12 protein-coding genes are annotated in these 14,583 nt (G+C 64.9%); 5 read left to right on the forward strand and 7 right to left on the reverse strand.

The genetic code is table 11. The features are described from left to right. Nucleotides 1-120: 120 nt before the first annotated feature. A complete protein-coding gene (locus FGL95_RS18515) occupies nt 121-1,362 on the forward strand; it encodes a cytochrome P450 (RefSeq protein WP_169589521.1) in 1,242 nt (413 codons plus the stop codon). Between the two features lie 54 nt (nt 1,363-1,416). Here FGL95_RS18515 and FGL95_RS18520 read toward each other — a convergent pair whose 3' ends face one another. From FGL95_RS18520 to FGL95_RS18540, 5 genes are read right to left on the reverse strand one after another with little or no spacing between them, the layout of a single operon-like run. Beyond that, nucleotides 1,417-1,824, reverse strand: coding sequence for a nuclear transport factor 2 family protein (locus tag FGL95_RS18520; protein WP_169589523.1), 408 nt, complete (start codon nt 1,822-1,824; stop codon nt 1,417-1,419). Between the two features lie 14 nt (nt 1,825-1,838). Continuing rightward, a complete protein-coding gene (locus FGL95_RS18525; protein WP_169589525.1) occupies nt 1,839-2,702 on the reverse strand; it encodes a TIGR03619 family F420-dependent LLM class oxidoreductase in 864 nt (287 codons plus the stop codon). Then, nucleotides 2,699-3,889 carry a thiolase domain-containing protein gene (locus tag FGL95_RS18530; RefSeq protein WP_169589527.1) on the reverse strand — a complete coding sequence of 397 codons (1,191 nt, stop codon included), beginning with the start codon at nt 3,887-3,889 and terminating at the stop codon, nt 2,699-2,701. Before FGL95_RS18530 ends, FGL95_RS18525 begins: the two co-directional genes overlap by 4 nt. Further along, nucleotides 3,886-4,935, reverse strand: a complete 1,050-nt coding sequence (locus tag FGL95_RS18535; protein ID WP_169589529.1) for a thiolase domain-containing protein — start codon at nt 4,933-4,935, stop codon at nt 3,886-3,888. Before FGL95_RS18535 ends, FGL95_RS18530 begins: the two co-directional genes overlap by 4 nt. An 11-nt stretch (nt 4,936-4,946) precedes the next feature. Further along, complete coding sequence (locus FGL95_RS18540; RefSeq protein WP_169589531.1) at nt 4,947-5,921, reverse strand: OB-fold domain-containing protein; 975 nt, start codon at nt 5,919-5,921, stop codon at nt 4,947-4,949. A 74-nt stretch (nt 5,922-5,995) separates the two neighbouring features. Between FGL95_RS18540 and FGL95_RS18545 the strand changes: the two genes are divergently transcribed. Beyond that, complete coding sequence (locus tag FGL95_RS18545; RefSeq protein WP_169589533.1) at nt 5,996-7,054, forward strand: LLM class F420-dependent oxidoreductase; 1,059 nt, start codon at nt 5,996-5,998, stop codon at nt 7,052-7,054. On the opposite strand, the gene FGL95_RS18550 is transcribed toward FGL95_RS18545, so the two are convergent. Continuing rightward, nucleotides 7,035-7,553: a PaaI family thioesterase gene (locus FGL95_RS18550; RefSeq protein ID WP_169589535.1), complete on the reverse strand. Its 519-nt coding sequence runs from the start codon at nt 7,551-7,553 to the stop codon at nt 7,035-7,037. The two genes, FGL95_RS18545 and FGL95_RS18550, sit on opposite strands and share 20 nt — an antisense overlap. 66 nt (nt 7,554-7,619) lie before the next feature. Between FGL95_RS18550 and FGL95_RS18555 the strand changes: the two genes are divergently transcribed. Genes FGL95_RS18555 through FGL95_RS18565 form a run of 3 tightly spaced genes read left to right on the forward strand, consistent with a single transcriptional unit; the run spans nt 7,620 to nt 10,591 of the window. Beyond that, entirely contained in the window at nt 7,620-8,210 is a 591-nt protein-coding gene (locus tag FGL95_RS18555; protein WP_169589537.1) for a WHG domain-containing protein, read from the forward strand. A 40-nt stretch (nt 8,211-8,250) separates the two neighbouring features. Continuing rightward, nucleotides 8,251-9,813, forward strand: a complete 1,563-nt coding sequence (locus FGL95_RS18560) for an acyl-CoA synthetase (protein WP_169589539.1) — start codon at nt 8,251-8,253, stop codon at nt 9,811-9,813. 16 nt (nt 9,814-9,829) lie between these two features. Beyond that, a complete protein-coding gene (locus tag FGL95_RS18565; protein WP_169589540.1) occupies nt 9,830-10,591 on the forward strand; it encodes a glycosyltransferase in 762 nt (253 codons plus the stop codon). Here the strand turns inward: FGL95_RS18565 and FGL95_RS18570 are convergent. Beyond that, the gene (locus FGL95_RS18570; protein WP_169589542.1) at nt 10,570-14,481 is read right to left on the reverse strand and encodes an nSTAND1 domain-containing NTPase; all 3,912 of its coding nucleotides are present in this window, start codon (nt 14,479-14,481) and stop codon (nt 10,570-10,572) included. The genes FGL95_RS18565 and FGL95_RS18570 overlap by 22 nt on opposite strands. Between the last annotated feature and the right edge of the window lie 102 nt (nt 14,482-14,583).

Below are 14,583 nucleotides of genomic sequence, written 5' to 3' on the forward strand. Positions count from 1 at the left end.
CCTGCTTTAGGCAAGCGGCTACCAGCGGTTTCTTCCACACCTCGGCCACCTGTGCTTCAATGCATATAGAACGTGTTACAGATCACGTCGCTAAGACGACAGCAGATGCAGGAGACAACGGTGTCACAACCTCACCTTCCCGCTGGATTCGATTTCACCGACCCGGACGTCTATGCCGAGCGGGTGCCCTTCGAGGAGTACGCCGAGCTTCGGCGGACCGCTCCGGTCTGGTGGAATGCGCAATCGCTCGATGTAGGCGGATTCCACGACGGGGGATTTTGGGTCGTCTCCAAGCACGCAGATGTACGCGATGTGTCGCGGCGTGCGGTGTTCTCGACGCACGAAAACACGGCGATCCCGCGCTTCAACGACGACATCCCGCGCGAGAACATCGATCAGCAGCGCTTCATCCTGATCAACAAGGACGCGCCCGAGCACACCAAGCTGCGCAAGCTGGTGTCGCGCGGCTTCACCCCTCGCGCGATCAACAGTCTGCGCGACGAACTCGCGAGCCGAGCCGAAAAGATCGTGACTGCGGCAGCCCAGTCGGGTGCGGGTGATTTCGTCACGCAGGTGGCATGCGAACTGCCATTGCAGGCCATCGCCGAGCTGATCGGCATCCCGCAAGAAGACCGCATGAAGGTCTTCGATTGGTCCAACCAGATGACGTCGTACGACGATCCCGATTGCGATGTCGATCCGCGCATGGCGTCGATGGAGATCCTCGGTTATGCGTATCAAATGGCCGCCGAGCGAAAGAAGTGCCCGGCCGACGACATCCTCACCAGGCTGATCGAGGCCGATGTCGACGGTGACGAACTGAGCCCGGAGGAGTTCGGCTTCTTCGTCATCCTGCTCGCCGTCGCGGGCAACGAGACGACCCGCAACGCGATAACGCATGGCATGGCTGCGTTCATCGAGAACCCAGATCAGTGGGAGCTCTACAAGCGTGAGCGGCCGGCTACGGCGGCCGACGAGATCATCCGGTGGGCGACGCCGGTGACGTCGTTCCAACGAACTGCATTGGAGGACACCGAGATCTCGGGTGTCCAGATCAAAAAGGGTCAGCGCGTCGTCATGCTCTACAGCTCGGCCAACTTCGACGAAGACGTGTTCGAGAACCCGACGAAGTTCGACATCAAGCGCGACCCGAACCCGCATGTGTCGTTCGGTGGCACGGGTGCGCACTTCTGCCTCGGCGCCAACCTCGCGCGGCTCGAGATCGATCTGATCTTCAACGCGATCGCCGACCATCTCCCAGACATCACCAAGGCCGGTCCTGAGCGTCGGCTACGGTCCGGTTGGCTCAACGGGATCAAGGAATTCCAGGTCGATTACCAGACCTGCCCGGTCCCGCATTAACCACAGCTCGTGAGTCTTTTCGGAGTCCCTGGACTCCGAAAAGACTCACGAGGGTTAGACGGGCTTGGCGGTCCGCATTGCGCGGTCGACCTCCCAAAAGGCGCGCAGCGCTAGGATTTTGCCCGCTGAATCGACACGGTAGGTGAAAACACCTTCGGCGTCGATCTGCATACCGCCGATCACCGAGCGAATCTTGCCGGTGAAGACCACCTCGCTGCCGCAGGCGAACGAATCGTCGAAGAGGAACTCGATCGAGTCCGTCTTGGCGATGGCCATGTCCCAGAACGCGGCAATCGCCTCGCGGCCATGGTGGCCCTTGCCCTCTGGATCGAAACCTGATGGACCGACGGGGTCTTCGACCCAGCCGTCGGCCGCGAACAGGTCCAGCCAGGCGTCCTTGTCCTTGGCGCGCACCGCCGCCTGCGAGGCGGAACCGGCAACTCGAGCGGGGTGGTCTGGCATGGTGGCCCTTCGTCTTAGGTGATGTTCTCCGCAGCGAACTTGCGCAACGAATCCTGCTTCGCTTCGAGAGGACCGTCGAACGGAACGCCGTCGAAGAGCCACGGCACGACGATGGCGTCGGTGATGCCGGCCTGCCCCATCTCCTCGTAGCCGTTCTTGCCCCAGCGGTCGATGCAGACGGCCTGAATCTCGAACGGCACGTCGGCCCTGCCGTATTCGGCTCTGAGCGTGTCCAGCCGCGCCATCGTCGCGACCAGCTCGTCGAACTTCATCATCGCCGAACACCAGCCGTCGCCAACTCGTGCGGCTCGTCGCAGTGCCGGTTCGGTATGACCGCCGACGTAGAACGGAACTGGTTGAGCCGGTGCAGGACTCATCTGCAACTTGTCGAATTCGTAGAATTTGCCGTGGAATTCGACCATACCGCCGCCGAGAACGAGCTTGAGCACCTCGATCATCTCGTCGACTCGGGCGCCCTTGTGGTCCATCGGGGCGCCGCACCACTCGAACTCCTCGGGTGCCCAGCCGATTCCGACACCCAACCCGAATCGGTTGCCAGTCATCGCCGCGACGGACCCGACCTGCCGTGCGAGCAGCAACGGGTTGCGAGAGCCCAGCTTGAGCACGTTCGAGTAGAAGCGGATCGTCGAGGTCACCGCTGCCATCGCTGTTGCGCCGATGAGCGGATCGACCCAAGGCGTCTCGGCGTTCCACATGCGAGAACCGTCGGGCGTGTAGGGGTACTTCGCCGCAGCGGTTTCCATGAAGAAGAGCGAATCCGGCAATGCGATCGATGAGAAACCGCACTCTTCAGCGGTTTTCGCAAGTTCGGGCAACTGTTCGAGCGGACTCATGGCGATGCCGAGCGTGAACTTCACTGTGAACTCCCGTTGCTGTTCGGACGGTCCGCGCCGACGACCCACATCGAGAAGTACTGGGAACCACCGCCGTACGCATGGCCGAGGGCCTTTCGGGCGCCCGCCACCTGGTGGTCACCAGCGCGACCCATCACCTGCATCGCCGCCTCGGCGAACCTGATCAGTCCGGACGCGCCGATCGGGTTGGACGACAGCACCCCGCCCGACGGGTTGACCGGCAGTTGCCCGCCGATCGCCGTCTCGCCTGCCTCCGTCAGCTTCCAGCCGTCGCCTTCCGGTGTGAAGCCGAGGTTTTCCAGCCACATCGGTTCGAACCACGAGAAGGGAACGTAGATTTCTGCGGCGTCGATCTCGTTGAGCGGGTCGGTGATTCCGGCAGCACGCCACAAGGCCGCCGCTGCATCACGCCCTGCTTGCGGGTTCACCTGATCTCGCCCAGCGAAGGTGGTGGGTTCCGTGCGCATTGCGGTCGCATGGACCCAGGCAACCCCGCGTCCCTCGGCTTCGACCTTTCGCGCGGCCTCTTCGTCCCCGATCACGATCGCGCAAGCGCCGTCGGACGACGGGCAGGTCTCGTCGTAGCGGATCGGGTCCCACAACATCTGCGACGCCTGGACCGACTCGAGGGAGATGTCAGGTTGCTTGAGGTGTGCGTAGGGATTTCGGCTGCCGTTCTGCCGGTCCTTGACCGCGACCATGGCGCCGACATGGGTCGGTGCGCCGGACCGCCTGATGTAGGACCGTACGTGCGGTGCGAAGTATCCACCTGCGCCTGCACCGACCGGCATGTTGAACGGCACCGGAATCGACAAGGCCCACATGGCATTCGACTCAGATTGCTTTTCCCACGCGACCGCGAGTACCCGCTTGTGCACGCCTGCTTGCACGAGGCTCGCCGCGACGCACCCGGTCGACCCGCCGACGGACCCCGCGGTGTGGACTCTGATCAGCGGCTTGCCGGTCGCGCCGAGTGCGTCGGCCATGAACAGTTCGGGCATCATGACGCCCTCGAACAGGTCGGGCGCTTTGCCGACGACTACCGCGTCGATGTCCTTCAGCGTGAGACCCGCGTCGACAAGGGCACGGTCGATCGCTTCGCGGCACAGGCCAGACATCGTGACGTCGTGTCGCTTGGCGACGTAGTGGGTCTGGCCGGTGCCGAGCACTGCGGCGAGTTGCTTGGTCATCCGCGCCCCTCCATGACGGCTACCAGATTCTGTTGCAGCACTGGACCACTCGTGGCGTGCGCGAGAACTCGACCCGCGCTGCCGCTCATGATCTGCTTGGCCGCGAAACCGATCCGTTCCAGGCCCGCAGCGAACATCGGGTTCGCGGCGAGTGGACCACCGGAAGGGTTGATCACGGTGCGTGAGTCCATCCCCATCGCTTCTTCGAGAATCAGTTGCTGATGTGTGAACGGTGCATACAACTCGGCGACGTCCAACGAGTTGTCGCCTTTGGTCGCGGCCTTCGCCGCCGCGGTTGTCGATGGTGACACCGTGAGGTCCCGCGCGCCGAGGTTCGGCGAATCGATGCGGTGCTCCAGGCCGGTGATCCAGGCGGGGTTTTCGCACAGTTCGCGAGCACGGTCACCGGAGGCGAGGATGATTGCGGCGGCGCCGTCGGTGATCGGCGCGCAATCATGCTTACGCAACGGATCTGCGACGAACGGGGTGGCGAGCAGGGCGTCGATGTCGACAGGTCCGCTCCGAAGGCCTTGCGCTGCGGCGCGACTGGCGATGGCCACCTCGGCCATCGAACGCTCGGTCCACTTGCCCGCGTCGAGACCGGCTCGCGCCTGCAACCCTGCCAGGGCAAGGGAATCAGGCCACAGCGGTGCGACGACGTACGGATCGAGCTGCATCGCAAGAACTTTGCGTAGGTTTCCGGCCGACGACTTGCCGAAGCCGTAGACCAACGCTGTATCGACCTCGCCGGTAAGCAATTTGATCCACGCCTCATAGAAGGCCCACGCCGCGTCCATCTCGACGTGCGACTCGTTGACCGGCGGCACAGCGCCGACCGCATCGATTGCCGAAATGAACGAGAAGGCACGTCCGGCCAGGTAGTCCGACGATCCGGAGCACCAGAAACCGATGTCTTCCTTGGTGATTCCCAGTTCGGCGTAGAGCGATTGGAAACACGGCACGAGCATTTCGACGCCGTTCGTTGTGCCGTCGGTCGCGCGCACATGCGGTGCGTGGGCGAATCCGACGACTGCTACGTCAGTCACCAGGTCACTCCTCAGAGATGTTGCTTGTAGGTGTCGTACTCGGCATCCGGTTCGCCCGACGGCCGGAAGTAGTCGATGTTTTCGAGCGTGAAACCCCACTCCGACTGCGGCTTCCAGACCGCTTCGACTCGCATACCCATCCGTACTTCGGCGGGATCGCATTCGAGAATCAGATGTAGGAAGGCGATGTCGGCACCGTCGAGCAGCACGTACGCCGCAATGTAGGGCGGTTTGATGCGCTGACCGAGGAACGGCACGTTGACGACGCAGAACGTGGTGACCGTGCCTTTGTCCGGCAGTTCGACCTGCTCGTTGGTCGGTAGTCCGTCGGTGGGACACGCACCACGTGGCGGGATGTAGACCTTCGCGCCTGGACCGGTCCGGCCGCCGATGAGCTTGCCTTCGGCGAGCCCTCGCAGGTAGAAGCTCTCCTCGTACGACGCTGAATGCTGGTACGCGAGTCGGATAGGTGTGGTGAGCATCGTGACGGGCGGCGAATCTGCTTCGGTGCCAACCGGTTCGGCCTCGTCGCCGGGAACGAAGCATGCGATGTCGCGGATGCTCCCGATGGTCTCGTCGGCCCAGTGGACGTGCACGCGCATTCCGGTCTGCATGTTCTCCGGGGAGCCGGCGTCGACGGCATGCAAGATCGCGGTATCGGCGCCGTCGAGCGTGACGAACGCCCAGGCGAACGGGTGATCCAGCGGTTGGCCTTCGATCGGCTCCGCTGCCCACGACCAACTCGTGACAGTGCCGACGGGGGAGACGTCGACGAAGTCGGTGAGCGGTTCGTAGGTCACAGGGTCGTATTCGGGTGGGGGCACGCAGACACGTCCGTCCGATCCCCGTGCGCCGACGATCCTGCGGTCTCGCAGGCCGGTGAGGAACGCGCCAATCGTCGGCCCGACGGATCGGGTGTAGTCGAATGCCGCGTTCAGGGGAGCGCTCAATGGAAGTTCGACTGCCGTACTGTTCACAACGGTCACAAGTTCGAGTAGAACAGGTTCTTATTCTGGTGGCAAGAGCGCAGGTCTGAGCGACCTCGACAGTGGAGGCAGGAATGAAGCTCGGTTTGCAACTCGGGTATTGGGGTGCGCAGGTTCCGCACAACCACGGGGAGTTGGTGACTGCCGCCGAAGAGCACGGCTTCGACGCTGTCTTCGCTGCTGAATCGTGGGGTTCGGATGCGTTCACCCCGTTGGCGTGGTGGGGTTCGCGGACCGAGCGGGTCCGGCTGGGGACGTCTGTCGCGCAGCTGTCCGGCCGCACGCCGACCAACTGCGCAATGCATGCGCTGACGCTCGACCACCTGACCGGCGGGCGTGCAATTCTGGGGCTCGGCGTGTCCGGTCCGCAGGTTGTCGAGGGCTGGTACGGCGAGCCGTTCGGCAAGCCGCTGGCGCGCACCCGCGAGTACGTCTCGATCGTCCGACAGGTGCTCGCTCGCGAAGCTCCGGTGCGCAACCCAGGTCCGCACTACCCCTTGCCCTACGACGGTCCGGGCGCGACGGGGCTGGGTAAGCCGCTCAAGCCGATCACGCATCCGCTGCGCGCCGACTTGCCGATCTGGCTTGGGTCGGAGGGGCCCAAGAACGTCGCGCTGACAGCGGAGATCGCCGACGGCTGGCTGGCGATCTACTACTCGCCCAGGCTCGCGCCGATGTACAACGAATGGCTCGACGAAGGCTTTGCTCGCGCAGGTGCGCGCCGGACCCGCGAAGACTTCGAGATCGCCGCGTCGTGCCAGGTCATCGTGACCGATGATCGGGCGGCCGCGATCGCCAACGTCAAGCCGATTCTCGCGCTCTACATCGGTGGGATGGGCGCACCCGAGCTGAATTTCCATGCGCAGGTGTACCGGCGGATGGGCTACGAAGAGCAAGTCGAGGCGATCGGCCAACTGTTCCGTGCGGGTCGCAAAGCCGAAGCGGCAGCGGTCGTTCCGGACGCGATGGTGACCGAGACGATGATCATCGGCAACGCGGCTCAGGTCCGGGCAGAACTCGACGTGTGGGAGGCAGCGGGGGTCACGATGCTGCTGGTGACGTGTGGCGATGTCGAGCAGGTCCGTCTGCTGTCCGAGATCGCCAACGGCGCGACTACTGAACTCGCTGGATGAGCAACGTGCTGCTCGCCGTCGCCACGAGGCGGTCGTCGGCGTCGCGGATGTCGGCCTCCGCGAAGCTCACTCGCGATCCCGGCTTTGTCACCCAACCATGGGCGAGCAGCACCTGACCTGCATGTACCGGGCGCATGAAGCTGACTTTCAGCTCCAAGGTGGTGAACGCGACGCCGGCGTCGAGGGTGGAATGGACCGCGCTCGCGGTCGCCGAGTCGAGCAGCGTGCTGATCAAGCCGCCGTGAATCAACCCGACCGGGTTGTAGGCGGATTCGTCTGGAACGCAGCGGAATACGACATCGCCGCGGCTGACCGACACGCCCTCGATACCCACCAGGCGCCCGATCGGCGACGCAGGTAGCCGGCCGTCGAGCATGGCGGTCAGATAGTCGAGCCCGGACATTGTGAGCCCGGCTGCGATGGTCGGCATCGGGTCGTTCCAGGTGACGGTGCGTGAGCGCTCTGCGCCCCAAGTTTCGAGGCTTGGTGAGGTGGTCATGCCGAAATCGTATCAACGTTTCGGAACAATGGCACGAAAGGTTTTCGAGCACGCTAGAGTTAGCGTGTGCCGAGGGCCAAGCAGCGAACACCCGAGCTTCGCGATCGCGTGGTAGCCGTCGCGGTCGAGCTGCTGGAGGGCGAAGGGGTCGCCGGATTCACGACGAGAACCGTTGCTGCGCGAGCGGAGACGTCGCCGCCCGCGGTGTACGAGTTCTTCGGCGACAAGGCGGGGCTGCTGCGCGAGGTGTTCTTCGAAGGCTTCCGGATGTTGCGGCGCGAGTTCGACTCGCTGACCGAAACCGACGATCCGCGCGCGGACCTCATTGCTCTGGCGCAGTGCTACCGCGGCTTCGTGCGTTCGCATCCGACGCTGGCCGCGCTCATGTTCGAGCGTCCGTTCAGCGACTTCGATCCGGGTCTGCCGGAAATGCGAGCGGGGAGCTCGGTGCGCGCGTTCATCGTCGGCCGGGTGCGGCGTTGCCTCGATGCGGGCATCATCGCGGGCGACCCGACGGACGTATCGCTTGCACTCCTGGCATTGATCCAAGGTCTGGCGGGATCGGAAAATGCGCGGCGGTTGGGCACCACTGCGGCAGCGGTCGATCGGCGTTGGAACCTCGCGATAAACGCATTGTTGAACGGCCTCGCCGGATAGGACATTGCTCTTTCGGTAGAACACGTTCTAGATTTGAAGCATGAGCGACACCGCGACGGCAACACCTGGCCTCTGGAACATCGCAGCACACGACCCTGACCGAATCGCGCTGGTCGAGGCGGCAGGCCGCGAAGTCACCTATGGCGAACTGGCCTCGACTGCCGACCGCTACGGACGCGGCTTGCAGGCGCTCGGTCTTCAGACCGGCGATTCGGTCGTGATGCTGCTGCACAACACGGCGGACCTTGTCGCCTTTTATTTCGCGGCGTTCGAAACCGGGCTCTACATCGTCGCGGTGAACAATCACCTGACCGGTCCTGAGATCGCCTACATCTTGAAAGACAGTGAGGCCAAGGCCTTCGTCGCCGCCGACCGCTTCGCTGCGGCAGCGCAACTCGCTGCCGACGAAGCGGAATTACCTGCAACAGCGCGATTCTCGGTGGGCGACATCGAGGGTTTTGCTCCACTCGAAGAACTTGGCAAGGGTGAGGTCGGACGCCCGGACCAACGGACCACAGGCGCTCCGATGCTCTACACCTCCGGAACTACGGGCCGCCCCAAGGGAGTTCGCCGACCGTTGACCGGCGCGGACCCCGACGAGGTGCCGCTGGCAGCACGCTGGTTCTTCGGGATCTTCGGGATCGGCGCATTCGACGACCATGTACACATCTGCGGTTCGCCGCTCTATCACACCGCTGTGCTGAACTTCGTCGTCATCTCGATTCAACTGGGGCACAAGGTAGTTCTGATGGACCGCTGGGATCCCGAAGACATGCTGCGACTCATCGAGCAAGAGCGCGTGACGCACAGCCACATGGTTCCGACCCAGTTCCATCGGCTGCTCGCACTTCCGGACGACGTCCGAGCGAAGTACGACGTCTCGTCGTTGCGGGTGATGATTCATGGCGCGGCGCCATGCCCGCAGGAAACGAAGCGCAAGATGCTCGACTGGTGGGGGCCGGTGGTCACCGAGTACTACGCAGCGACTGAGGGTGGCGGCACCGCCATCAACGGAACCGACTGGCTACGCAAACCCGGCTCGGTCGGGTTGCCGTGGCCGAACTCGGTGATCAAGGTGCTCGGCGACGACGGCGCCGAGTTGCCGACCGGAACGCCTGGCCAGGTCTACATGCGTATGGGCGGGTCGAGTTTCGAATACCACCACGACCGCGCGAAGACCGAAGCCTCGCGAGTAGGCGACCTCTTCACGCTCGGGGATATCGGCTATCTCGACGAAGACGGCTATCTCTACCTCTGCGATCGCAAGTCCGACATGATCATTTCCGGTGGGGTGAACATCTATCCCGCCGAGATCGAGGGACAGCTGGCGGTGCATCCGAAGGTCGCCGATGTGGCGGTCTTCGGTGTGCCGCATCCGGATTGGGGCGAGGAGATCAAGGCCGTCGTCCAACCCGTCGACGGCGTGGTCGGTGACGATGCCCTGACTGCCGAACTGCTCGCGTTCGCGGGGGAGCGCCTTGCGCGGTTCAAGCTCCCGCGGTCGGTCGATTACGTCGACGAGCTACCACGCGACCCGAACGGCAAGTTGCCCAAGCGCAAGCTTCGTGATCCTTACTGGGTGAATCAGGAGCGCGCGATCTAGGTGCGAACATGGTGCCGTGAGCACCTTGTCGATCATCACGCCGGCCTACCGGCCGTCGGAGGAACATCTGCTGGCCGCCTACGAGTCGATTCGCGAACAGGTGCTGCCGGTCGGCTGGTCCTGGGAATGGATCGTGCAAGAGGACGGCGACACCGGCGTGCTGGAGTCGCTGCTGCCTGCCGATCCTCGGATCAGCATCGGGTCGGGTCGGCGCGGCGGCGCGGGGGTGGCACGCACGCTCGCGTTGGGCAGGGCATCGGGTGAACTGACGAAGGCTTTGGACGCAGACGACCTGCTGGCTCCGGGCGCACTGGCAAGAGACATCGAGGCACTCGACGCGAGCCCCGATATCGGCTGGTCGACGTGCCGTGCTCTCGACCTGTTGCCAGACGGGACGACGGTGGATTTCGACGGCGCCCCTGCGGATGGCCGTGTGCCGAGCGGAACGTTGTTCGAGTACTGGCACCAGAACTCGTACCGGCTCCAGGTCGTCCCAGGCACGCTGTGCATTCGGACCGACCTCGCGTTGGCGTTGGGCGGGTGGATGGCCCTGCCTGCGTCCGAAGACACCGGCTTGCTCCTTGCCGCCGATGCGGTCTGCGATGGCTGGTTCAGCACGGAAGTGGGGTTGCTGTACCGGCAATGGCCGGGGCAATCCACCGCGCAAGCCGCGCACACCGACGACGACGACAAGCTGGCGCGCAGTCGGGTCATCGAACGGCGGGTCCAGGCGCTCGCGGCGATGCGCTCGTTCAGCTATTCGCAGGGCGGATCGTAAGGCAACTGCCCCAAGTGCTCGTCCCACAGTTGCACCGTCCACTGCCCTTTGGTGACGGTGCAGATCCTGTCGATCACACGCTGCTCGTCGAGGTCCCACAGTCGCAGCGCACCCTGGGCGCCGATGCTGGCCAAAAAGCCACCCGCGGGGTCGAACTCCACGTCCTGACGCGACCCGGTTTGGGCGGTGATCGATTGCCCGATCGGTTTCGGACGCGACCGGTCGCTGATGTCCCAAAGCCGGACGGTCCCGTCGTCGCCACCTGATGCCAGCACGTCGCCGCTTCGGTCGATGGTGAGCGACCGCACCGTCGACATATGACCGATCATCGGATAGCCGATTGCCGAGGGTTTCGACGGATCGCTGATATCCCACAGCCGAATCGTCTGGTCGTCGCTGGTGCTGGCGAGGGTCTGCTGATCCGGACTGAACGTCACCGCAGTGGCTCGCTTGGAATGACCTTCGAGGGTGTGGCCGAGCTGGCGCGGACCCGCCGGGTCCGAGACGTCCCACAGCTTGACGGATTTGTCCTCGTCAGACGTCGCAAGCAGCCGACCGTCCGGGCTGAAAGCGACGTCGGTGATGAATGCGGTCGAGACGTGCGCAGAACTGCCGCGCAGCACCGGTTTAGCGCGGTCCCGGACGTCCCAGATCTCGATCGAATGGTCGTCGTGGCCGGTGGCGAGTAACTGCGAGTCGGGGCTGAAGACGAGCTGGTAGGTGTACCGAATATCGAGTGCGATCGCCGCGATTTCGCGCATCCCAGCAGGGTCGGCGACGTCGAACAACCGCGCAAAGGGCTCCGCACCGCCCTCGGCTGCCACTGTCTTGCCGTCGGGGCTGATCACGACCAAGTTGATGGGTCGTCCGGTCGCCACCTTGCCCAACAGCGTCGGCGATCGCGGGTCCGAGGTGTCCCAGAGCTGAATGACACCAGCAGCCGTCCCGGTGGCCATTCGCGAACCGTCGCGGCTGAACGATGGAACGCCAAGCGTGTCTGTATCGGCGTGCAGGATCGCGCTGGGCAGCGACCAGAGCCGGACGACGCCCTCCTGGCTGCCCGCTGCCAGGGTGTGGCCGTCGGGGCTGAAGGCGACGGTGATGACGCCGCCGGTGCTCCCGGTGATCGGCTGGCCGAGCGGTCGTGGCTGCGCCGGGTTGGATAGGTTCCACAATCGCGCGCTGCCGTCCCAGCTGCCGGTAGCCAGAGTCGTCCCGTCGGGGCTGAACGCGACGGTCCAGAGTGGACCGGAATGAACGGCAAGCGGCCGACCCAACACAGTCGGTCGGGCAGGATCAGCGATATCCCACAGCTGCGCCGTCGCGTCGTCACTGGCAGCGGCCAGATGCCGGTTATCCGGGCTGAAGGCAACCGAGTGCGCGGCGCGGGAGAATCCGCCGAGCGCCGGACCCCATGGCACGGCAGCGGACGGGTCGGTCACGTTCCAGAGCTGAACGGTCGTGTCGTCGCTGCCGGTTGCCAGTGTTCGACCGTCTGCGCTGAATGCAACGGTCCGGACGGGGCCGTTCTGTGCGCGCAGTGGTTGGCCGCGCAGCGTCGGACGTTCGGGATTCGATACGTCCCACAGCGAGGTCGAATGGTCGTCGTTCGGCGCAGCCAGGGTTTTGCCGTCAGGGCTGAACACGACGACGTAGACGGTTCCTTGGCCCTGTTCCAGCGGCTGGCCCAAGGGTCGTGGGTTGGTGGGGTCGGAGACGTCCCAGAGCCGCACCGTGTGATCACCGCTCGCCGACGCAAGAACCTTGCCGTCCGGGCTGAACGCAACGGAGGTCAAGAAGTTCGTATGACCGGTCAGCGGTTCGCCGATCGGGTGCGGGTTCGTTGGGTCGGCCACGTCCCACAACCGAACGGTCCGGTCGTTGCTTGCCGAAGCGAGGACCTTCCCGTCCGGCCGATACGCGACCGTGTACACCGCGCCGGTGTGGCCGACCATCGGCGTCGCCAGTGGTGCGGCTTGGGACGCGAGCAAGCGCGAACGGACCGATCCGTCGTCGGGTCGCAAGCCATGGGCGACGAGACTCAGCTGCGCCGACAATGACGGATTAGATTCCTGGAGGCGATCGGACTCGGCGAGAACGCTGGCGAAGACCGCATCGTCGCGCTGCCGTGTCGCGGTCTGGGTCTGGCTATACGCCACGAGCGCCAAGACGAGGACGATGACGCCGAGTGCGCTCAGCCCCACCTTCGTGGCAGTGGAGCGACGTTGGGCTCGCCTGTGCAGCGCTTGCGATGCCGCGATGAAGGCCGTTGTCGTCGGATTCGTCGCGACCGCGGCGGAATGGTCGAGTGCGGACACCAGTCGGGTCCCGCGATACAACGCCGACGGATCACGTCCGGTCGCGTGCCAGTCCGAGGCGTCGGCTTCCAGTCGCTGCCGGACCAGCGATCCTGCGCGGTCCTCGTTGATCCAGCCGCGCAGTCGCGGCCAGGCGTCGAGGACGATTTCGTGGGTCAGGTAGACCGACTCGGCGTCGAGCGTGACCAGTCGCGCGACCGAGAGTGTTTCGAGCGCGGCCTCCGCGGCGACGGTGTCGACCGTCCGGCGGAGAAGTTCCCCGCGTGGAACGCGGCGTCGGGTATCGCGTGCGTCCTGGCCGACGGTGACCAGCGCGAGCAGCAGTTCCTTGGCTGCCGCCTGCTGAGCACCGGCGAGCTCGCTCCATGCGCGCTCGGCGGTCGCCGCGACCGACCCGACGACGCCACCCGCCTGCCGATATCCGGCCACGGTCAGCCGACCACCCTCGCGTCGCTGCCAGGTCGCTTCGAGCACGTGAGAGACGAGCGGCAGCGCGCCCGGGTCGTAGCTGTTGCGATTTTCGTGGCCACCGATGCCGCACAACTCGGTGATGACCAGGTCGGCCAGCCCGGCCTCGAGTTTGGCGCCGGCTGCCTCCGCCGGACCGGTGATGGCTTCGGCGAGCTCGTCGAGCCGCATCGGCCCGAGCAGGTAGCTGCGGTGTTTGAGTGCGCTTTCGAGCGCGGGGTAGTCGAGGCAGCGGGCATAGAAATCGGCCCGGATTCCGATGACGACGGGCAACTGTTCCAAGACCGCGAGGAATTCACCCCGAGCGTGCTCTTCGGTGCAGATCGTGAACAGTTCTTCGAATTGGTCGACGATCAGCAGCAACTGCCTGCTGCCCGACCAGTCCCGCACGGCTGCGACGAGACCATCGACGCCGTCGATTTCGTCGTTTGCGCGGCCGATCGCGCTGCGGACGGAGCCGAGCGGGTCGGCTCCTGGTGTGAGGGTCGCGATCGCCCACTCGTCCGCCGGGACGCCGACCGCGGGAATCAGGCCGGCATCGAGCAACGAGGATTTTCCCGCCCCGGACGCGCCGACCAGGGCAATGATTCCGCCTTCTCCGCCCGGCGCAATCGCCGTCCTGACCAAGTCGGCGAACTCGGCCGTCGGCCTACCACGGCCGAAGAACAGCACCGCGTTGTCGCGTCGGTAGGACGCCAGACCGAGGTAGGGGCAGTCGGCTTCGGCGATGTCCTGGGCTGGGTTCCACGAGTCGGACGCGGTCCAGAGTCGCTTCCATTCCTGCAGGTCGAGCAGCGCGGGGTCGTACTGGTTTCCGCTTCGCCGGGTCTGGTCTATCAGGGTGAGGAGAACGGGGCGCAATGTCTCGAAGCGAGCAGGGACGTTTCGGCCGGCTTTCCAATCACTGATTCGTTGGGCGGATGCCGCAGGGACTTTCGTCTGCGTCGCGCGCATGCGTTCCTCGGCGGCAGCGGCAACACGGCGCAGGACGGGGTTTCCCGCCGCCTCGTACAGAGCGGCGAACCGCTCCGCGAACACCCGCCGCGGCGATCCGCTCCGAGTGCCCTGCTCCCATGTCCGGTTACTGCCGCTCGACAACTGCACATCCCCCTGTTTCGCCCGGAGAATGACTCTAGTCGAACCCGCGGAATTGCCCGTTTGTCCGGTCAGGACAACCGGTGCGGTGGATCTACCTGCGCTTTTGCG

Source organism: Antrihabitans stalactiti (genome assembly GCF_012932915.1).
Taxonomy (GTDB): Bacteria; Actinomycetota; Actinomycetes; order Mycobacteriales; family Mycobacteriaceae; genus Antrihabitans; species Antrihabitans stalactiti.